Genomic DNA, 21,895 nt, shown 5'->3' on the forward strand with positions numbered 1-21,895 from the left:
AAGTATGTTTGGGGAATGAAAGAGTTAGGCAAGCCGCGTGATAAAATTATCCCCCGAGAACGGGATGGGGTCAACTCTTGAAAGTTGAAAAGCCACTGCACCCAAAATTCACCCATAACTGGCTGTAAAAAGAAAAAAGCACTCAACAGTTAAGCTAAGCGCCTGAAATTATTTGAGCGGGAACCCCGCTCCATTCACGTTGTTTATTTCGGGGACCACTTCGCTTACGCTACGTGGACGAGGCTCGATCCCACTACGCTTCGCTTCGGTGACCGTTACGTCCTGATCTTAGATCAGGACGTAATGAGCCCCAAAATGAATAACCTTAATGTTAAAAAATTAAGGTACAATAGGAAAAGTAACTAATATTATATTTACTTCCCCATTTTTAAGTTCGCCTCTCATTACTGCATGATAAAAACCCTTATTTTCACGGACACCACCAGTATATAAAACCCCAGTTTTAGTTTCCGAAAATTTAAACATGATCATATTATCACTTACGCTTGTTGTCATGAGTGGCCTTTTGCCTACATCTCCTGCCATAAATTGATGCAAGGGGTTTTGGGTGTCACGCTTTCCTTCCTTTAATGAAGCAATATAGCCAGTAGTAAACTTAATTTCATCCTGATTTTCCGGATATATATCGTACACATCAAGCTTTGGAACGCCTGCTTTGTTATCACTCATAAAAGCCATAAATGGTTTTGATAAAATTTCTCCCTTTCCATTAAGGGTAATGCCTTGAGCTAAAGTAAAATAGGCTGGTTTTAAAGTTTGAGGCATAGACGCATTTTGAAATTCATTTAATGTAGTACAGGCCTCTTTTACCCCGGCAGGACACTTAAGAAGAGTATATAAATCGCTCACTGCTTTAGATAAAGAGGGAGGTGTGTTTGCAAAAGCATTATCCAACACACTTGTTTGCGCAGAAGATAATAAAACAATACTATTATCTTGCTGATAAATTCTCTCGGGATGCATGGCCGAACGGCCCTGTGGGCCCCAGATGAAACCTTCTAAAAAACTTAAGGCCGATTTTGCATTTGTAGCATCTGGGTAATCAATAACAATAACACCAACTTTACTCCCCGCACATTGGTAAGTGGTTTGTTCTTTTTTAACTATAGTAAAAAGCCCGTCGACAATTCCGGGTTCAAGCAACGTATTAAATTGTAAGCTAATACCATATTTTTCTCCTGGCATTTCCTGGCAGCCTGCCGTTGCTAGTTTAGATTTAACATTTTCAAGTGTAGCCTTGGCAGATACTGAAAATAGCAAAAGAATAGAGGTGAAAATATAATAAGAAATTTTTTTCATAATATTTCCCTAGTTTAAAATTTTATTTATTATACGGTGAATCACATTTTTTTCTATTTATTTTTAAATGATTTATGCTTATTTTGACTTGTGAAAAAACTTCTCGGCAAACCACGTTTTAAAATTATTCCCCGCGAACTTTTGCCCGAGATTGCTCAAAAAATTTATCCGGAACTTCTCGTGCTTCAAAGTCAGATGGAGAAACTTCATCCGGCGGAACTCACAGCCCATTATCTTCTTCTCTTTCTTAAAACCTGGAAACCCAAAACATGGTGCGAAGGATCTATTCCGCATGCCGATGTAAAAAATATTCACGAAAACTCCATCATCTATTTTATCGCCACAAATCGTCTGCGCCTGTGTTCGCCGCGCATCAACCGGGCACTGGTAGAATGGTACCGCGGCAATTATTCTATTTTACTTCTGCCAAATATTCCAACGGCCAAAAAACTGCTGGCGTATCAAATTAATGGTAAGCGTGTGGTAAATCTTTTTTTTGGTAAAGAAGAAATTGCGTCCTACATTCACGATGAACGCGATGCCTTCTCGTTTGTGTGTCACGATCTCATGCACGCCGATCATTTTTTTGAGGATAGATTGATTCAACAAACACAAATTGAATTTTATAAATGTATGCGTGAAGCAGAAGAAAAGGGTTTTCTAAAAGAGCCTTTGGCCGATCCTGTTTTTAAAACCCAATGGGAATATCTTATTAGTGATATGAATGCCCATGGCGAGCATTTAAAACAAGCTTTTCAGGCTTTTTTACGTGGCTATTTTTTGCGTTCCATTGGAAAATATGAATCGGATACTTTGCCTGTAAGCACTTTGGATGAATATAACAAAATTATTTATTCTCTCGCACCGCCGCCCTCACCGCGAGGGTCAGAGAGCGTTTGTGTTTGATGTTCGGATAAAATAATAAGTGCCTGAATGTTACCAATAGATTTTTCGGTTTCAACCGTGTTGTCTTCTTTTAAACTTTCCAAAACTTTAGACGAGTATTTTTCTTCGGCAACTACAGCATCTTTAGCCGGGTTGTAATAAATTTTTGGTTTCATCACTTCTTTAGCAAGCGGTGCTTTCCACCCTACATACGGAAAAAGCACCTGAAACAAGTTAAGCGGAATAGTTTTGCCACCGGGTGTGCCAATAATAAGTTTGGGTACCCAGTTTTTAGCTACAATGGTTGGGGCCATGGATGACAGTGGGCGGCGTGCAGCACGTATTTGGTTGGCCGAACCCGGTGTGGTGGAAAAATCGTCCATTTCATTATTTAAAACAATGCCAGTACCCGGCACAATAAGACCACTGCCAAAGGGGCTGTTGATGGTGTTGGTCATAGAGGCCATGTTGCCATCTTTATCAATCACACTTAAATGCGTGGTATGGGCCACAAAATTTGTGGATGTATCGCCCAAGGCCATTTCGCGATAGCTAAAATAATCTTTGTAGCTATCTATCAGTAAGGTGGCGTAGCGATCGGGGTTTAATTTTTCATTGGCCAAATTATTCACTACCGCGCGACGAAACAAATACTCAAGACCAGCTCCTCCCGAACTAGGAAGAGGGCTTGAGATAAAATTATATCCCTTAAAATTAAACTGGTGGGTTTTACGCCAATATACTTTGTAGTTGGCTAGGTCGGCTGCATTGAGTGACCCACCTAAGCTTTTAGAAAAAGAAGCAATTTTTTTAGATAAATCCCCTTTATAAAATTCTTTAGCGCCACCTGTTTTAATATTTTCCAGTGTTGTGGCCAAATCAGTTTGAGTAATTGACGATTTCCCGTTATTTAACGGATCTACAAACACAGCCGTGGCGGCATCGTTAAATTTGTCTTTGCTGTCGTTAATTTTATTTTTAAGTGAAATTTTGGCCAAAATTCCCTTTTTAGCAAGATCGATGGCAGGATCAATAAGTGCTGGCCACGAAGCTTTGCGCCATTTGTTATGAATTTCTTCCATGCCGGCTACAAAGCCGGGAGTAGCTACCGACTGAATACCGCTTTCAACCGGTTTAGAAACTTTTAAAGAAGCAGGAGCGGCCTCGCGGTAATCAATAAAATAATAACGGTTTTCCGATTTTTGATAATAAAGCAAAAAACCACCACCACCCAAACCAGAGTTTTGGGGCTCTAACACCGCCAAGGCAAAGGCTGTGGCAATTGCGGCATCGGCAGCCGAACCGCCATTTTCCATCACCTTTAATCCAATGCGGCTGGCCGTGGGGTGTGCCGATACAACGGCTGCTTGATAAGCGTGTGCGTTAAGAGAGGTAAAAAGTAAAAGAGCAAAAAAATATTTTTTCATAGTCAGATTTTTTAGATGTGTTTATAACAAATAGTTCAAAATGAACGCCCTTTCAATTGATAATGTAAAAAAAATTTACGGCGCTGGCAGTGCCGGCACTGATGGTGGCGTAGCTGCCCTTAAAGGGGTGAGCCTTACGGTTCCACAAGGTCAGTTTTTTGGGCTTTTGGGCCCTAACGGTGCTGGTAAGTCCACTTTAATTCATTCCATTGTAGGCTTGGCCAAGTTATCTTCGGGTTCAATTTCTGTTTTTGGACATGATGTCAGTCGTTCTCCTTTATCTGCCCACCAGACCATTGGTTTTGCCCCGCAGGATATGAACCTGGACCGTTTTTTTTCTATCCGCAAAACGCTGATGTATCAAGCCGGTTTTTATGGTATTCCCCGTGCCCAGCGGGCGAGTCTTGCCGATCAGTATCTCGAAGAATTTGGTCTTACAGAAAAAGCCGACGTTCCTTATTATCGTCTTTCGGGTGGCATGCAAAAACGACTTCTTATTGCCAAAGCAGTAATCACTCAACCCAAATTACTTATTTTAGATGAGCCTACAGCCGGTGTGGATGTGGAGCAGCGGCATCATCTGTGGGATTATTTGCGTAAACTTAATAAAGCGGGTACCACCATCATTCTTACCACGCATTATATCGATGAAGCCGAGGAGCTTTGCGACACAATTGGCGTGATTCATTTGGGAGAAATCCGTGAGATGGGAAAACCAAAAGAGCTCATCGATAAATACTGCGAAAAGAAAGTGACCGTGCGCACCAATACCGAGCCTCATCAGGAATTATTCAAAGAGTGCGATTTTAAAGTGCATGTGGAGGGCCGGGATATTGTGGCCTATGGCCCGCATGCGGGCAAGATGACGGATGCGTTGTATCGTATTATCCACCAGGCACCCAATATCCAAATTGACGATTTGCATGTGGACCGTGGAACGCTGGAAGATGTGTTTTTAAAAATTACCGGGAGAAAATTAGATAAATGATGTTACTCACACCATTTCTTACCTTAATTGAACGTGAATGTGCTCGCTTTATGCGGCTGTTTCGTCAAACCGTGGTGCCTCCTGTTGTTACCACTGTGCTCTATATTTTAATTTTTGGTTATTCGCTTGGTCGCCACATTAATAGTATTCACGGTTTTGATTACATCACCTATATTTTTCCAGGTTTGCTTCAGATGGGCGTTATTACCAATGCCTATGCCAATAGTTCTACCTCGCTTTTTGCCGCGCGGCTTGAAAAATCAATCGAAAATTATCTGGTAGCGCCCCTTCATTCGTTTCAAATTGTAACGGGCTATATGGTTGGTGGTTTGCTCCGTGGAATAGTGGTGGCAATGGCTACGGCTGTCTCGGCCTTTTTCCTCATTAAATTGCCCATCGCACATCCATTCATTATTCTGCTAAATTTAGTGCTTACATCCATGTTTTTCTCTGGTTTAGGCATAATTTCCGGTCTTTTAGCCGAATCTTGGGATAAAATTGCTGTTTTTACCAATTTTGTGCTTACTCCTCTCGTCTATTTAGGGGGAGTTTTCTATTCTGTAGACATGTTACCCCCTGTTTTTGCAAAAATTTCGCATTTTAACCCCATTTTTTACTGTGTTGATCTGGTTCGTTATGGTTTTTTAGGACATTCTGATATAAATCCGCTAGTTTCTTTATCTATTATAGGGGCTTTTTCCCTTATTATCTACGCCGTCTGTATCCTTCTTTTTATGCGGGGTTATAAATTAATGAAATAACAAAAAATTTATCTTTTATTTAAAAAAACAAGCAACTTTTTTACTAGAGTTGTCGATAATTATAAATGAAGTTGCAGTGATGGCCTTTTATGTAAAAAGGCTAATATTTTTTTTTACAAGTCTTGTTTGTCCAATAGCTTTTATTAAAATCAAAGATGTTGACCAAGGCGCATTTTAAAAAAATTGGAATATTAGCATTGACTAGGGAAGTTAATGCTACTAGGCAGAACACGGGCACAAAATAGGGAAAGAGTCTATGGAGGACTCTTATGAAAAAAGTAATACCCTATGTCTTTTTATTTTTAGTTCTTTTATTACCCCAAAAAATATTAGCTCAAGCAACATGCGGTAGCGCTCACGGTGATATTGTTCTGATGCTCGACCGTACTGGTTCGATGGGGGCTCAAGACCGTACGCGTGAAATGCAAGCGGCACAGCATTTTGTGGATTTAGTGGCCAGTACCCAATCGGGTATTGGGATAGCTGTTGGTCGTTTTGGTGATGGTGAGCCCGGTACTCCTGCTGGTGGCACGGCGGCAGAAATTTTTCTGTCTCTTACAACAGCAAGCCCTGGCAGTGCTCAGTCTATTAAAGATGCAATAGCCGATGCCTTGGACAATGCGAGCCCTGGATCTTCCAACCTTGAAGACGCAATTGAAGTAGCCACACGTCACTTGGTGTTGAATGCCAATTCCGGTATGAAAACAATCATCCTTATTTCGGATGGCGTTCCCAATACACATGATTCAGATGCCGAAGATGCTGCCGAGGTTGTTCCTTTTAGAACCTCAGGCTCTACTCCCAAACGTGCTGCTTATAATGCGGCTTTTTGGGCTAAAAATACCCATGGAATTCGTATTATTACAATTTCTTTTGGTAGCTCGGGTTCGGCTGGTGGTCCGTATCGTGAGTTGATGGCTCAAATGGCTAGCAATGGTTCTGATGATGATACAATAGGCGGTGTTAGTGATGGCGAACTCATTCAAGAAAACGGTGATGGTGATGATTTTTTTGTAGCTGTTGACTCTTCGAATTTTAGCTCAATTTTCACTTCTATTAGCGGCAGTATTTTGTGTGATGATGCAGATACTTGTTCTCAAGACCTTTGTGATTTTGGAACAAACCATTGTGTGAGCGTTGCTCCCGATGCCGACAGCGATGGTGCCAACGATTGCAGAGATAATTGTCCCAGTGATGCTGGTAAAACAGAACCTGGTATTTGCGGCTGCGGTGTGAGTGATCAAGCCGATGCCGATGGTGATAGCACTCCCGATTGTATCGATGAGTGCGTGAGTGATCCCGGCAAAATTATTCCCGGTATTTGCGGCTGCGGCGTGAGTGATGCCGATAGTGATGGCGATGATGTTGTGGACTGTCAAGATTTATGTCCTGTTGATCCTGCGACAAGTGGTGATACCGATGGTGATGGCACGGCCGATTGTAACGATATGTGCGTGGACGACCCGGCTAAAACCCAGCCTGGTCAATGTGGTTGTGGAAGTACCGATATTGATAGCGATGGTGATGGTGTAGCCGATTGTATCGATTTGTGTGTCAATGATCCTGGTAAAACCTCACCCGGTGTTTGTGGTTGTAACAGTATTGATGAAGATATCGATAGCGATGGAACTCCTAACTGTATCGATCAATGCCCTCTTAATCCCGATAAAATAGCTCCAGGGGGCTGTGGTTGTGATCAGCCCGATATTGATACCGATGGAGACGGAATTTATGGTTGCCGAGATTTATGTCCCGATGATCCTTCAAAAGGTGATCCTCTTAAGAATGGTCCCGGTGTTTGTGGTTGCAGCATACCTGATACCAATAGCGATGGTGATGATGCGGTAGATTGCCGTGATGCTTGCCCCAATGACCCTACCAAAATTGAAGCAGGTGTATGTGACTGTGGTGTGAGCGATGTGGATAGTGATCAAGACGGTACGGCCGATTGTTTGGATTTGTGTAATGCTGACCCATTAAAAACCGAGCCCGGTGTTTGTGGTTGTGGAACGTCTGATCTAGACAGCGATGGTGATGATAAAGTTGATTGTGAAGACTTATGTGCAAATGATCAAAATAAAACTGAGCCCGGTGTTTGTGGTTGTGGTGTAGCCGATACCGATACCGATGGTGATGGTAGTGCAAACTGCATTGATCAGTGTCCCAACGATGCTACTAAAGCCAGCCCCGGTGTTTGTGGTTGTGGTATAGCCGAAGGAACTTGTCCCTCCGACAGCCAAAACCCTGATAATCCGGACTCACAAAATCCAGATACTGGTGGTGGCGATGGTAGTGATCAAGCTCCTGTTGCGGCTGCGGCTCCTGCTGCGCCTTTTTCGCAAGTTCAGGGTAGTGGGGCTAGTTGTAGTTTAAATGCGGGAACTTCATCAAATGCTATGAGTTTTGCATTGATGATGATACTTTTAATGGCTAGTTTTGGTTTAAAAAAACTTTCCATAAAAAAATAAAATAGTATTTCAAGAAAGAGCAATAAAGGGCGTTTTCCCTCAAAAGGAAACGCCCTTTTTATTTGGATAAAAAGCACTCCGTTATGCATAGTGCGTTATGTTTTTGTTATTTTTCCTGTTGATCTATCTTGTCAAAATGCACTAGACCTCCGTTCGGGGGAATCAGCCATACACCATCATGTATATGTTGCGTTCTTATTTTATTATTGCGTTGTTGTGTGTGCTTTCCGCCTGCAGTTCTGCTACGCCCAGTGTTCCCGATGTTTCATCATCCAACATTTATTCACCTTAACCGGCCCCATTGCACGGGCGGTGGATCACCTAAGTGGCGCAGCATGAGTTGGATCCTGCCAAAATTTCCCCTCAGTTTTGCGGATGTGGTTTTAGCGATGTGGATACCGATGCCGACGGGATTGCTGATTGTAACGATAAATGCCCGGCTGATGCCTTAAACGGTGCCAACAATAACGGTATTTGTGATGGCAGTGAAACCACCGATAATTCAACAACACCCGATGATGCTGGAACAGGAACCCCAACTCCCGGCGTATCTCCAGCCCCAAGTGGCCCCACGGTACAGGTGCAGGGTAGTGGGGGAAGCTGTAACTTGAATAGTCAGGCTTCGTTCCAAGATGCAGGTATTGTGGTCATGCTTATGCTTCTTGCTCTAGCTGGCCTGCGTGTTAAGGGGTTTGGGGTTAGGGACTAGAGGCTAGTAAAAAATGAGGAATGGAAAAAGGGCTCTCCCACAAGGAGGGTCCTTTTATTTTGTATTAATGGTGAAAATTTAAAGTTGTACTTGAAATTTTCACCGCCTTGCTGTAGGCTTTGAGGTGTGATCAAGCGAGAGTTGCAAAAGGTGTTGATGCAAAGGGCTAGGCAGTACCCTGTGGTGACCATTACGGGGCCAAGGCAATCGGGAAAATCCACTTTATGCAAAATGGTTTTTCCCGCTTATCAGTATGTAAATCTTGAGGATATATCGCTGCGAAACTTTGCCCAAGATGATCCAAAGGGTTTTTTGGAGCAATTTAATAATGGGGTAATTCTGGATGAAATCCAGAGAGTGCCCAATTTAACATCGCAAATCCAGGTGCTGGTTGATCAAAATAGTAAAAAAAAGAGCCAGTTTATTCTAACGGGTAGCCACAATTTTTCTTTGGTCCATTCAATTAATCAATCTCTAGCGGGGCGTACGGGGCTTTTAACATTGTTGCCCTTTACCATTAACGAAGCTCAAAATTTTAAAAGTAAAAATAGCGTTGATGCTTTTTTGTATAATGGATTTTACCCTAGAATTTACGATCAAAAAATTCCGGCTACAACACTTTTGTCCGATTATGTTGCCACCTATGTAGAGCGTGATGTGCGTCAGCTGGAGCAAATTCAAAACTTAAGTTTGTTCCAGAAGTTTTTGGGTTTATGTGCTGGGCGCATTGGCCAGGTGTTAAATCTTTCGGGGCTTGCTAACGAAGTGGGGGTGAGCAGTACCACTCTTAAGCAATGGCTTTCAGTTTTGGAGGCCAGTTATCTGGTATATTTGCTCAAGCCTTATCATGCTAACATTGGCAAACGCTTGGTTAAAACACCAAAGTTGTATTTTTATGATGTGGGGCTGGCTTGTTATTTGCTGGGGATACACGATGTAAAACAACTGATGCACCATCCCTTAAGAGGAGCATTGTTTGAAAATTTGGTTGTTATGGAATATATCAAAAAAAATTATAATCACGATCAGCATCTGCAGTTTTATTTTTATCGCGATCACAAAGGGGTAGAGATTGACTTGGTTCTTGTAGAGGCCAACCGTTGCCACTTAATAGAAATTAAGTCATCGCAAACCATATCGTCCCATTTTTTTGATGGCATGCAAAAAGCAGCATCTTCTTTTTCCAAAAAGACTTTCCAAAAAACCGTTGTGTATGCAGGAAAAGAAGTCCAAAAAAGAAATATAGGCCGGGTTTTACCTTTTGATAGTATAGGATAAAAACTGCTCCATTATTGCACAGCGCGTTATATTTTTGTCATCTTTGCTCTTGATCTCTCCTATCTAAAATGAAATAGACCTCATACCGGGGGTACGGTCATAAATTTTTATCATCAACAGAAACATGCGTTCTTACTTACTCATTGCTTTGTTATGTCTTCTCGCGGCCTGCGGCACGTCTACGTCGTCTTCTTCCGATAATTCTTCATCCAACAATCTTCTCACTTTAACCGGCCCCATTGCGCGTGCGGTAGATCACTTAAGTGGCAGCATTACTATTTACGATTTAGAAGCGGATAAAAAAGTTCATGACGATGCACTTAATTTTATCAATACCAATAACGGTGTTGTTGTTACCGCCGACATTGTTAAATTAAAGCCCGCCAAGGTTTATCGCTTTGTTTTAGTATTTAATTACGACGGCACCCCCATTGCTTACGTAGACATCACTCACACCGTAGCTAATGATGCCAACGATACCATCACCTTTACAGCAGATAATATTATTTACACCACAGCCAGCGCGAGTGCCGATATTTTAGCCGATATATCAAACGACATTTTGCCTAATTTGGATAGTGATGGGGATGGGTTTAGTAATTTTACCGAAATAAGAGCTGGAACCAATGTGAATGATCAAAACAGTATTCCTACGGGTCCACAGATTGGTGCGGTAAATTCTGAAGTGGCCGATGATGAATCTATCATTACGCTTACGGTTACCGTTAAAGATAAACTGGGTATTGATACGGCCGATATTTTGTTTCCGGGTAATAGTTATTTGCAATCGGTTGTTGATGAAAAGTTAAGTGGCACATTTGGTGATGTTGAGCGCACCTTTACCGTGTCCTTTAATGTGCAAGATGCCTCGCCTGGTAACTTGCCATTTTCAATTAAAGCCACCAATATGGCGGGCTTATCTAGTTCTTTTAGCTCATCGGTTATTGTTCCTGAGGGTAATTCAAATCGTGGACCTCTTATTTTTATAGAAAATCTTACCGAAGGCCAAATCATATCGGGTACGGTGCAAATACAAATTTCGGCTGTCGATCGCGATGGAGTAAAATCAATTAGTGTTGATCAACCTTCCGATTTGTTTGATACATCTCCTGCATCTGCTTTTTTTACAGCAGACTGGGATACCACTTCAGTAGGCAATGGGCCTATTCAGTTGCGTGTTACGGCTACCGATAATGAAGATATAACGTCAAACAAAGTAGTTACGCTTAATGTTTCCAACGGTACCGATGCCTCTGGTCCGCATATTACCTTAAGAGTTTATCAATCCAGCGATTTGAGTGATGAAATTAATTATAGAAATGGTGATCCTATTTTTGGAAGTGTGTATTTTCGTGTCTCGGCTATCGATCCTAGTGGATTAGATATCTTTGAAATACTCAATGATGATACCATTGAAGGTCTTTTTTTAGAGCCGCTTGAAGTAAATGGCAATCCTTATGACAATACGATTAATACAACTTTATTGGGCGATAACAGCACATTAAAACTTATTTTTTCGGCCACCGATAAATTGGGATACAATACAACGGCGCAGTTTAAACTGATAGTGGCCAATAATCCGTTCATCAATTCGTTTACTATAGATGATGCTGCAAATGCGGTGGTTTCGGAAGGTGATAGTGTTCACTTTAATTGGGATGTATTTAATGCCAATCAAATCTCCATTTTAAATGTGACAGCCAGTAAAACGCTTGCCTATAATTTAAGTAAAACCGGAGAGGTGTCGTCGATTATTACATCACCTGCTACTTATCGCTTAACGGCTGTACGTACCACTAACATGGGTAACAACACCGTTACCAAAGAAGTAACAGTAATTTTAGATAACGACCGCGACGGTATTGTGAATGCCAATGATAATTGCAAAAATACGATAAATCCAAACCAGGCCGATGCCGATGGCGATCATATTGGCGATGTATGCGATTCGGATTTGGATGGTGATGGTGTTGCCAACGGTAGTGATAATTGTCCCAGCGTTGCCAATGCTAATCAATCTAATATCGATCACGATAGCATGGGCGATGTGTGTGACGACGATGTGGATGGCGATGGAGCCAGTGAAGGAAACGATTTATGCCCTAACGACCCACGCAAAGCCTCTCCTGGTCAATGTGGTTGCGGTATTCCAGATGCCGATGCCGATCATGACAATATAGCTGTGTGCTTTGATGCGTGCGATAACGATGCCGGCAAAGTGGCACCTGGCATTTGTGGTTGTGGTACTCCCGATACCAATACTGATGGAGATACGCAGGTAGATTGTATTGAAACCTGTGATTTGGATCCCAATAAATTAACACCGGGAGTTTGTGGGTGCGGTGTAGCTGATACTGATAGTGATTTTGATGGTACCCCCAATTGTCATGATAATTGCCCAAGTGATCCTGGGAAAACAGCCGTGGGTATTTGTGGTTGTGGTGTTCCGGATATTGATTCCGATGGTGATTTGGTTGTTGATTGTCGTGATAATTGTCCGAGTGATGGTAATAAAATTAATCCGGGAGTTTGTGGTTGTGGTGTTACCGATACAAACAGCGATGCTGATTCTGTTATTGATTGTTTAGATAACTGCCCGCTTGTTGCTAATCAGAGTCAAACCGATTTTGATGGGGATGCTATTGGTGATGCCTGTGATACCGATAGAGATGGTGATGGCACACCAAATGGTGCCGATAATTGTCCGGATATTGCGAACGATCAAAATAATATTGATGGTGATGCCTTGGGTGATGCGTGTGATGGTGATAAAGATGGTGATGGGCGAAATAATGAGAGTGATAATTGCCCCAATACGCCTAATGCTAATCAACAAGATTTAAATGGTAATGGTGTTGGCGATGCCTGTGATGGAGATCCCGATGGTGATGGAACATTGGATACGGTAGATAATTGCCCGGGTGTGTATAATGCTAATCAGACGGATATGGATGGAGATGATGTTGGTGATGTTTGCGATACCGATGCCGATGGAGATGGAACATTAGATGCTAATGATAATTGTCCGGGTTTAAATAACGATCAAAGTAATATAGATAACGATGCATTTGGTGATGCATGTGATGATGATATTGATGGTGATGGTTTTGCTAATGCACAAGATTGCGGGCCAAGTAATGCGCATTCTTTCCCCGGTAATACACGGGCGTATTTATCGGATGATGATTATAATTGTGATGGAAATGCGCGGGATATTCCGGCTAATCATGCTACTTTTATTTTTAATGGTGGTGCTGGCTCATATGCGGGCAATGGGATTACATATGCTGGTGATGTTAATAATGATGGATGTTCTGATATTTTAATTGGGGCGCCTGCATATACTACATCAGATATACTTGGAAAGGTTTACCTTATTTATGGGCATGGTCTAAATTGCGATTATACTACTACACTTTCACAAAATATTAGCTTGGCCTCCATAGGCTCCACAATTCCAGGAGCTGTTTTTGTTACAGAACAGATAGGAGATAGATTTGGATCTAATGTGGCACCAGCAGGGGATATTGACAATGATGGATGTTCTGATTTTCTAATCAGTGCAGATTATTTCGATAGTACAGTGGATGGAGTTGTGCATCCTGATTCTGGTAAGGTATATGTATTGTATGGTGGAGGTGATGGGTGTAACAATCAAACACTGCATGGTGTCTTTAATATATCAGATATTAGCTTAACAGGTAATATACGAGGCCATAGTTTTATAACTAAAAAAGATAATGCGCGTTTGGGTTTTTCTATGGCGGCATTAGGCGATATTAACGCTGATGGGGATACAGATTTTGGTTTTATTACACTGTCTCCTATTTTGGACAACGCTATTATTATCTATAAAAATCTGACAAATTTATCTTATGTTGTGGATACAGATATGTCTCAATTTGGTGTATTAATACCTGGTGACTATAGTGAAATTGGTGGTGCTGGCGATTTTAATCATGATGCTTTTATGGATATTGCCCTCACTTCTATCGGCTATCAGAGGTATGGTGCTGTCTTTGTTATAAAGGGTTCTGCTACAGGGGTTATTGATGTAAATATTAACAATGCAGATCTTTATATTGCGCCTGATGTGGGATGTCAAACTGGTATAGAGGTTTCGTCCGTTGGTGATGTAAATAATGACTATTTTGATGATGTGCTTGTTGGTTCTAATGGTTGTTCCAATCTTGATGGAATAAAATCAGGAAGAGCCGATATTATTTTGGGGCAGCAAGATGTGAATTTAAATCTTTCAGATCCACTTCAAAATGTTATTACTTTTGATGGAGTCGCTTATAATGACATGGCAGGTTATAGTTTAAGCGGAGGTGATATTACCGGAGATAATCAAAGTGATTTGGCAATTGGGGCAGACCAAGCTGATAATTCTAAAGGGAATGTATATGTCGTGAATCATGAGCTCTGGTTGGCAGGTGATCGAGAAAGTTTATTGTTTTCCACTTTCAGAATTTATTCGACGGGTAACTTTTTAAATACAAATCATGTTTCATTAAATGCCGGCTATCATTTAAATACTTTGGTAACTGGTGATTTTAATGGTGATGGAAAAGCTGATCTTTTTATTGGTAATAGGTCTGGAGGACCCATAAATCTTTTTTTAAGTGGTTACTAAATCTAACCCCCTTAAATCATTAACAAAATCCCCATTCAAAAATAAAAAACACAGTGCCCTCAAATAATCCGCAACTTTTTTTTACTCCTGCCGACAACTAGCCCGATAAAAACTTGATTGGGGCATTGACTTTTTTAATGCACGGCGTTAAAGGCCACTTAGGTTTTTATCTGATAATTAAATTCATAAAATTTTGTTTTTAATTAAGTAGGGGCAAAGTACTAGCCAAAGGGGCAAATCACTAATTTTTTATTGTATACAGCGGTATACGTTTAACCATTTGAGGATGTTATTTATGAAAAAAATACTATTGGCCATGTTTGCTGTGTTTTTGTTTTGTGGGTATGTGGGCGAGGCAAAAGCTGTAAACATATGTTTTTGTCATGATACAGGGAGTGGAACAATTACAATTTGTCCATCCGATACATCTCAGCAAAAAGGTCATGCTAAGCATGGAGATCCATTTTTTGGATGTGGTTGTGGTATTGATTTAGATGGTGATGGTAATCTGTGTGATGCAAGTGATTTTGAAACTTGTGAAACTTGTCCGCAAGACTGTGGTGCTTGTCTAGATTGTAATGGTGTAGGTCCTAATCCAGCTGAAGAATGTGGTGATCCTGGCACAGCCGGTTGTACTGATCCTGATACTCATGACAGTGTTTCACCGGTATGTAATGGTTGCCGGTGTTTATATACATGTGGAAATGGAGTAACTGATCCTGGTGAACAGTGTGACCCGCAAAATCTATCCGACCCAAATCGTGCTAACTGTGCCAGTGATTGTACCCTTGATTATTGTCCTCTTGACCCAGATAAAAAATTACCCGGTGTTTGTGGTTGCGGTGTTTCAGATGATTTGGATAACGATCAAGACGGTACACCGGATTGCACTGATGTTTGTCCTCTTGATCCTGCTAAATTTGATACCGTTGGTCAATGTGGTTGCAACGAACCTGAAACAAATACAGATGGTGATAGCCAAGCCGATTGTATTGACCAGTGTGATGGTGATCCAGCCAAAGTTGTTCCTGGTATTTGTGGTTGCGGTGAATCTGATATTGATAGTGACGGTGATGGAACAGCCGATTGTTTAGATGCTTGTCCTTCGGATCCTGGTAAAATTGCTGTTGGCACCTGTGGTTGCGGTGTAGCCGATACCAATTCTGATGGTGATGGTGCTTTAGATTGTCAAGAAACCTGCGATAACGATCCTGCAAAAACTGCTCCTGGAGCTTGTGGTTGCGGCAATGCTGATACCGATAGTGACGGTGATGGTACTGCTGATTGTTTAGATGCTTGTCCTTCGGATCCTGGTAAAATTGCTGTTGGCACCTGTGGTTGCGGTGTAGCCGATACCAATTCTGATGGTGATGGTGCTTTAGATTGCCAAGAAACCTGCGATAACGATCCTGCAAAAACCGCCCCCGGAGCTTGTGGTTGCGGCAATGCCGATACCGATAGCGATGGTGATGGTACCGCCGATTGTAATGATGATTGTCCTTCGGACCCTGCTAAAACGGCGCCCGGTACTTGTGGTTGTGGTACTCCCGATACAAATTTAGATGGTGACAGTGCTTTAGACTGTCAAGAAACCTGCGATACCGATCCTTTGAAAACGGCTCCTGGTACTTGCGGTTGCGGGCAGCCGGATAACGATGCTGATGGAGATGGCGCTTTTGATTGTCAAGACACCTGTCCTGATGATGCTGGTAAAGTAGCTCCTGGCATTTGCGGTTGCGGAGTAGCTGATACCAATACCGATGGTGATAGTTTGGTAGATTGCCAAGAAACCTGCGATACCGATCCTGCTAAAACTGCTCCTGGTGAATGCGGTTGCGGTACGGCCGATAATGATACCGATCGCGATGGTACATTAGATTGCCAAGAAACCTGCGACGCGGACCCTGCCAAAACCGAACCCGGTGAATGCGGTTGTGGTGTAGCTGATAGCGATACCGATCACGATGGTGTGTTAGATTGCCAAGAAACCTGCGATAGTGATCCGGATAAATCCGAACCCGGTGAATGCGGTTGTGGTGTAGCTGATAGCGATACCGATCACGATGGTGTGTTAGATTGCCAAGAAACCTGCGATAGTGATCCGGATAAATCCGAACCCGGTGAATGCGGTTGTGGTGTAGCTGATAGTAACGAAGATGGTGATGACTTCTTAGATTGTCAGGAAGAGTGTGATAGTGATCCGGATAAATCCGAACCTGGTGTTTGTGGTTGCGGAGTAGCCGATAGCAATGAGGATGGCGATAAGCTCTTAGATTGCCAAGAAACTTGCGATAGCGATCCGGATAAAACACAGCCCGGCCAGTGCGGTTGCGGCGTTCCCGATACCGATGAAGATCATGATGGCGTAGCCAACTGTATTGATTTGTGTGATGGTGGCGAAGATAGTGATCCGTTAAAAACAGCTCCCGGTGTATGTGGTTGCGGTACGGCCGATGTTGATAACGATAAAGATGGCACCATTGATTGTTTGGAAGAGTGCTCAGATGATCCATTAAAAACCAATAGAGGTGTATGTGGTTGTGGTGTGGCTGATACCGATAGCGATGGTGATGGCTTAGCCGATTGTATTGACTATTGTGTTGATGATAAGGATAAAACGCAACCTGGTACTTGTGGTTGTGGTGTAGCTGATACCGATTCGGACAGTGACGAAACACCTGATTGTTTAGATCAATGTCCTGATAATTCTGGTAAAACCGAACCTGGTATATGTGGTTGCGGTGTAGCCGATGCTGATAGTGACGGCGATCAAGTTGTAGATTGTAACGACGTTTGTCCTGCCGATCCGTTAAAATCGGAATCTGCTGGTCAATGTGGTTGCGGTACGCAAGATATTGATACCGACGAAGACGGTGTTGCCGAATGTTTGGATTCGTGTCCTAACGATAGCAATAAAACCGAACCCGGCTTGTGTGGTTGCGGTGTTGAAGATACCGATACCGACCAAGATGGTACCCCCAACTGTAGCGACCAATGCCCTGTTGATAGCAGCAAGGTAGATCTTGGAATCTGCGGTTGCGGTGTAAGTGATGCCGATAACGATGGCGACGGCGAAGCCGATTGCGTGGATGAATGTCCTAATGATCAGCTTAAATCGTCTCCCGGCCAGTGTGGTTGCGGTGTAGCCGATACCGATTCCGATAAAGACGGTGTAGCAAACTGTAACGATGTTTGCCCCGATTCGGCTACCGATGATTCTAATAACGATGGTACGTGTGATAACTTAGATGTTAGCCCTGCTGTTGCTCCCGTACCGGCTTTTAGCCAAATTCAGGGTAGCGGCAGTAGTTGTAGCTTAAGCACCGATGCCTCGGCTAATATGGCTGGCTTTATAGCCCTGGCTGTAGCGATGATGGGCTTAGCTATCGTTCGTAAAAGAATGAGCTAAACTATTGAAAAAATAAAAACAGGAAAGGGCATTCCCAAAAGGAATGCCCTTTTTTTATGTCACAATTATCACTTTGACATTTCTTGCCCGTGGGACTAAAGCCTCTATCGAATACTTACTTGCATACACTTCATTAAGAAAGGGCAATATGAAAAAAATTTTCCTAAGTTTGTTGTTTTTACTCCAAATTACATCCGCTCAAGGTGCGGCTGTAGCACCCATTCCTTGCGGGGAAAATGCGGCTGATATTGTGCTGATGCTTGATCGTACTGGTTCTATTTCATCTACTACCCGTACAAAAGAAGCTGCGGCTGCTAACGCTTTTATTGATGCTGTAACAGGCACAGGGACTTCTCATAAAATTTCGGTAGGTCGTTTTAATGATGATACTGCTGATGATGCAAATGATCCAACTGATACTACAGACGCTGCTATTTATTACAGCATGTCCGATGCTTCTTATTCGTATACTACGCTTAAAACAAAAGTGACAGCTGCGATGAGCTCTCAAGGCAGTGGAACAAATTTGGAAGATGCTATTGAAGTTGCTGCTAAAGAGTTAATTACAAACGGTACGCACACTAAAAAAGTTATTGTCCTTTTATCGGATGGTGAGTCTAATCGTCGTGATTCGTTGGCTGAAGATAATTCTGAGAGCGATGATCATTTAGATTATGACAGTGATGCTACAGATCATGAAGCTGATTATTTAGGTGCTGCCAAAGATGCTGCTGAAGAAGCTCGCGCGCAAGGTATTACAATTATTGCTATTGCTTACGATAATACAATTGCTGGTGAAAAGAAATACCGTGAAGTGCTTGCTGATATGACAGGTAATGCTGCTGCTGATGATAAAACAGCAAATGATCATGATGTGACAGAGCAAGAGCGGACAGACGAAAATAAAGACGGTGACAATTTCTATATAGCTTTGGGTTCTAATGATGATGCTGATTTGTCGACAGTATTTTTAGCTATAGCTGGTGCTATTAGTTGTGATGATGGCAATGCTTGCACCCAAGATAGCTGTGTTGAGAATCAATGTATTTTTACAGCTTCCCCCTCCGGCAAAGACGATGATGGCGATAATATCGATAACTGTACTGATACCTGCGATAACCGTATTGACACTGATCAGGATGGTGTTGCCGACTGTGTTGATATTTGCCAAGGCTTTGATGATAGTGTTGATACCGATGGTGATGAAACACCTGATGGCTGTGATGTTGAAAGCTGCAATGGTATTGATGATAACGGTATAAACGGTATTGATGAAGGCTTTCCTGATAGTGATAACGATGGTGTTGCCGATTGTGTGGATGAATGTGACGATTCGGTAAATACCGACGGTGATAATTATCCTAATTGTCAGGAAGAATGCGATACCGATCCTTACAAATCTGAACCCGGTGAATGTGGATGTGGAAATACCGACTATGAAGTAGGTGATTCGATTGTTTGCTATATCGATGAGTGCCCTGAAGGTTCGGGTGAAACCGATAGCGATGGTGATGGCGTTTTCGATTGTTACGATCAATGTCCTGGTCAAAACGATAATCTTGATAGCGATGGCGACTTGATTGTCGATTGTCAGGATGCTTGCCCTAATGATCCTCGTAAAACTGAAAATGTTGGACCTTGTGGTTGTGGTGCTGTTGAAGTGTTTGGCGAAAGTGTGCCTCGTACCATTAACTATATTTATTACGAAAATTACACCTGCGACTATTGTCCTAATGATGAAAATAAAATGGAGCCTGGCCAATGTGGTTGTGGTGTAGATGATGTGGATACCGATGTAGATGGTGTTGCAGAATGTAACGACCGTTGTGACGGCAGTGATGACAGCCTTGATAGCGATGCGGATGAAGTGCCTGATTGCTTAGATGCTTGTCCGTTTGATGCTGCTAAATCGGAAGTTGCTGGCTTATGCGGTTGCGGTGTAGCTGAAACCGATACCGATCAAGATGGCACTCCCAACTGTAACGATTTGTGTGCCAATGACCCCGCTAAAACCGAAGAAGGTTTGTGTGGTTGTGGTGAAGTGGATGTGGATGAAAACGATAACGGCATTTGCGATAATTTGGATGTTGCTCCAGCTGTTGTCCCATTGCCTGCTTTTAGCCAAATTCAAGGTAGCGGTTCTAGCTGTAGCTTAAATGCCGATGCCTCGGCTAATATGACTGGTTTTATGGCATTAGCCTTTGCATTAATAGGCGTAGCTCTTGTTCGTAAAAAAATAAGCTAAGCTATTATAAAATAAGTATAAAAAAGGCGTTTCCTTTACCGGGAAACGCCTTTTTTTATTTTACGTGGCAAAGTGCAAAGAGTGGTAGGTTTTGTATGATGTTATCCTTTTGCGAATTGTTCTGAGAAATTCGGTAAGCTATATGGGGTTGATATTTTTGGTTATAAACCCCAAGGCTTTTAGATCGGTTACTGAGCCCTGCTTTTACTTCCAGCGGGTAAACATTCCCCTCATTTTCAATTATAAAATCCACTTCGGCCATTCTGTTTGTTGTCCAATAGTAGAGTGGTTGTTCTCTATAGCAAGTGAGTTCTTGTGCTACAAAATTTTCGGTAAGAGCTCCTTTAAATTCGGTAAAGAGTTCGTTGGGAGTAAGAATTGTTTTACTGGTTAAATGGCTGAGTGCTCCCAATAATCCTACATCGAGCATATAAAATTTATCAAAGTTTTCGCTGCTATAATGTACCAAGGGCACTCCGGGTTTAGTGATGGCATGGCAAGGATAAATAAGATTGGCATCTTTTAACCATTGAAGAGCGTCGTTATATTCGCGGGCACGGGCATTTTTTGAAATAGCGCTGTATACAAATTTTTTATTTTCTTTGGCCAGTTGCTGAGGGATTGATTGCCATAACTTCATTACTTTTGGAATGTCGGTTGCTGGTGTGTGTTTGGCAAAATCTAATTGGTACGATTTGAGAATATCATTTTGTATATGGCGGCAATTTTCTAAATTTTGATTTTTTACGTAACTATCCACCACTTCGGGCATGCCGCCTGTAAAAAAATAAAATTTAAGTTGTTCTAACAAGGCAGTATAAAAAGCCTGTGGCATTTGTTTGGTAATGTCGTGTTCTATTAAAAACTGCTTTAAATGATTGTGTTCGGTTGCGCTTAAAAATTCCATAAATGACAAAGGATAAATGTTTATGAAATTTACTTTTCCAACCGGAAATCCTTTTTCTTTAGACATTTGAATGCCCAAAAGAGAACCGGCACAAGCAATGTGGTGTTCGGGAGCTTCTTCACAAAAATATTTGAGGCTGTTTAAAGCCTGGGGGCATTCCTGAATTTCATCAAAAACAAGTAATGTATTTTTGGGAGTTAAGGTTTGCCCACTATAGAGCTGTAATTTTTTGATCAGTTCTTTGGGCTTTAAGGAGGCTTCAAATAAGGATTTTAAGAGAGGATCGGCATCAAAGTTAAAATAAGCCAGATGTTCATAATTTTTCCCTAGTTCTTTTAATAGCCAGGTTTTGCCCACCTGTCTGGCTCCCCTTAAAATGAGGGGCTTACGGCCTGGTGCCCGGCTCCATTTTATGAGTTGATCTAAAATTATACGTTTCACAGAGATAATATGTCAAAAACGTGATATTTAGTCAATTTTATATGGTAAAAACGTGATAATATCTCATAAGCTACTTAAAATGTCTTTCCCGCAATACTGATGAAAAGGTGCCCTTTTTATTTTGGCGTATTGACATTTTTGACCAGCCGTCCTAAGTCCCCATCCATCAGATCAATTGGAGGATCTTATGCGTAAAATTTTACTCTTTATTACTCTTGGTTTTATTTTAGCCTTTTCTTCCCATGCTATGGCCACAGGTTCTCATCATCACGATGACAATGATGATGGCTGTGAACAGGGCGAACATCACGATGACGAAGATGGTGATGATGATGGATTTGACCGCAGTGCGAGTTCAACGCGTACCTTCTGGTGGTTTGATTGGTTTTTTCACCACCACGATCATGATGATGATGATGAT

General features: G+C 42.0%; 13 protein-coding genes. 10 read left to right on the forward strand and 3 right to left on the reverse strand.

Annotated elements, in window-relative coordinates:
• Positions 1 to 339: 339 nt before the first annotated feature.
• Positions 340 to 1,320 (reverse strand): hypothetical protein, encoded by a 981-nt coding sequence (locus K1X76_01425; protein ID MBX7147719.1) that lies wholly within the window; start codon positions 1,318 to 1,320, stop codon positions 340 to 342.
• 90 nt (positions 1,321 to 1,410) lie between these two features.
• Here K1X76_01425 and K1X76_01430 point away from each other — a divergent pair, with 90 nt between their 5' ends.
• On the forward strand, positions 1,411 to 2,226 hold the full coding sequence (locus K1X76_01430) for a hypothetical protein (protein MBX7147720.1): 816 nt from the start codon (positions 1,411 to 1,413) through the stop codon (positions 2,224 to 2,226).
• Here K1X76_01430 and K1X76_01435 read toward each other — a convergent pair.
• Positions 2,172 to 3,632 (reverse strand): gamma-glutamyltransferase, encoded by a 1,461-nt coding sequence (locus K1X76_01435; protein ID MBX7147721.1) that lies wholly within the window; start codon positions 3,630 to 3,632, stop codon positions 2,172 to 2,174. The genes K1X76_01430 and K1X76_01435 overlap by 55 nt on opposite strands.
• Positions 3,633 to 3,672: 40 nt before the next feature.
• Between K1X76_01435 and K1X76_01440 the strand changes: the two genes are divergently transcribed.
• The 8 genes from K1X76_01440 (at position 3,673) to K1X76_01475 (ending at position 20,126) form a co-directional block, all read left to right on the forward strand.
• The gene (locus K1X76_01440; GenBank protein ID MBX7147722.1) at positions 3,673 to 4,620 is read left to right on the forward strand and encodes an ABC transporter ATP-binding protein; all 948 of its coding nucleotides are present in this window, start codon (positions 3,673 to 3,675) and stop codon (positions 4,618 to 4,620) included.
• Complete coding sequence (locus tag K1X76_01445) at positions 4,617 to 5,381, forward strand: ABC transporter permease (protein ID MBX7147723.1); 765 nt, start codon at positions 4,617 to 4,619, stop codon at positions 5,379 to 5,381. The genes K1X76_01440 and K1X76_01445 overlap by 4 nt, the downstream gene beginning before the upstream one ends.
• A gap of 269 nt (positions 5,382 to 5,650) precedes the next feature.
• Complete coding sequence (locus tag K1X76_01450) at positions 5,651 to 7,849, forward strand: VWA domain-containing protein (protein MBX7147724.1); 2,199 nt, start codon at positions 5,651 to 5,653, stop codon at positions 7,847 to 7,849.
• 325 nt (positions 7,850 to 8,174) lie between these two features.
• Positions 8,175 to 8,558 carry a hypothetical protein gene (locus tag K1X76_01455; protein ID MBX7147725.1) on the forward strand — a complete coding sequence of 128 codons (384 nt, stop codon included), beginning with the start codon at positions 8,175 to 8,177 and terminating at the stop codon, positions 8,556 to 8,558.
• 126 nt (positions 8,559 to 8,684) lie between these two features.
• Positions 8,685 to 9,836: an ATP-binding protein gene (locus tag K1X76_01460; protein ID MBX7147726.1), complete on the forward strand. Its 1,152-nt coding sequence runs from the start codon at positions 8,685 to 8,687 to the stop codon at positions 9,834 to 9,836.
• Positions 9,837 to 9,960: 124 nt separating this feature from the next.
• Entirely contained in the window at positions 9,961 to 14,472 is a 4,512-nt protein-coding gene (locus K1X76_01465) for a thrombospondin type 3 repeat-containing protein (protein MBX7147727.1), read from the forward strand.
• A gap of 295 nt (positions 14,473 to 14,767) precedes the next feature.
• Complete coding sequence (locus K1X76_01470; protein ID MBX7147728.1) at positions 14,768 to 17,881, forward strand: hypothetical protein; 3,114 nt, start codon at positions 14,768 to 14,770, stop codon at positions 17,879 to 17,881.
• Between the two features lie 148 nt (positions 17,882 to 18,029).
• Entirely contained in the window at positions 18,030 to 20,126 is a 2,097-nt protein-coding gene (locus K1X76_01475; protein MBX7147729.1) for a VWA domain-containing protein, read from the forward strand.
• A 55-nt stretch (positions 20,127 to 20,181) separates the two neighbouring features.
• Here the strand turns inward: K1X76_01475 and K1X76_01480 are convergent, their stop codons facing one another.
• Complete coding sequence (locus K1X76_01480; protein ID MBX7147730.1) at positions 20,182 to 21,474, reverse strand: ATP-binding protein; 1,293 nt, start codon at positions 21,472 to 21,474, stop codon at positions 20,182 to 20,184.
• Positions 21,475 to 21,661: 187 nt separating this feature from the next.
• Here K1X76_01480 and K1X76_01485 point away from each other — a divergent pair.
• Positions 21,662 to 21,895, forward strand: a 234-nt coding sequence (locus K1X76_01485; protein ID MBX7147731.1) for a hypothetical protein, incomplete at its 3' end; no start/stop codon positions are given.

The organism is bacterium (assembly GCA_019695305.1).
Lineage (GTDB): Bacteria > UBA10199 > UBA10199 > UBA10199 > JAIBAG01 > JAIBAG01.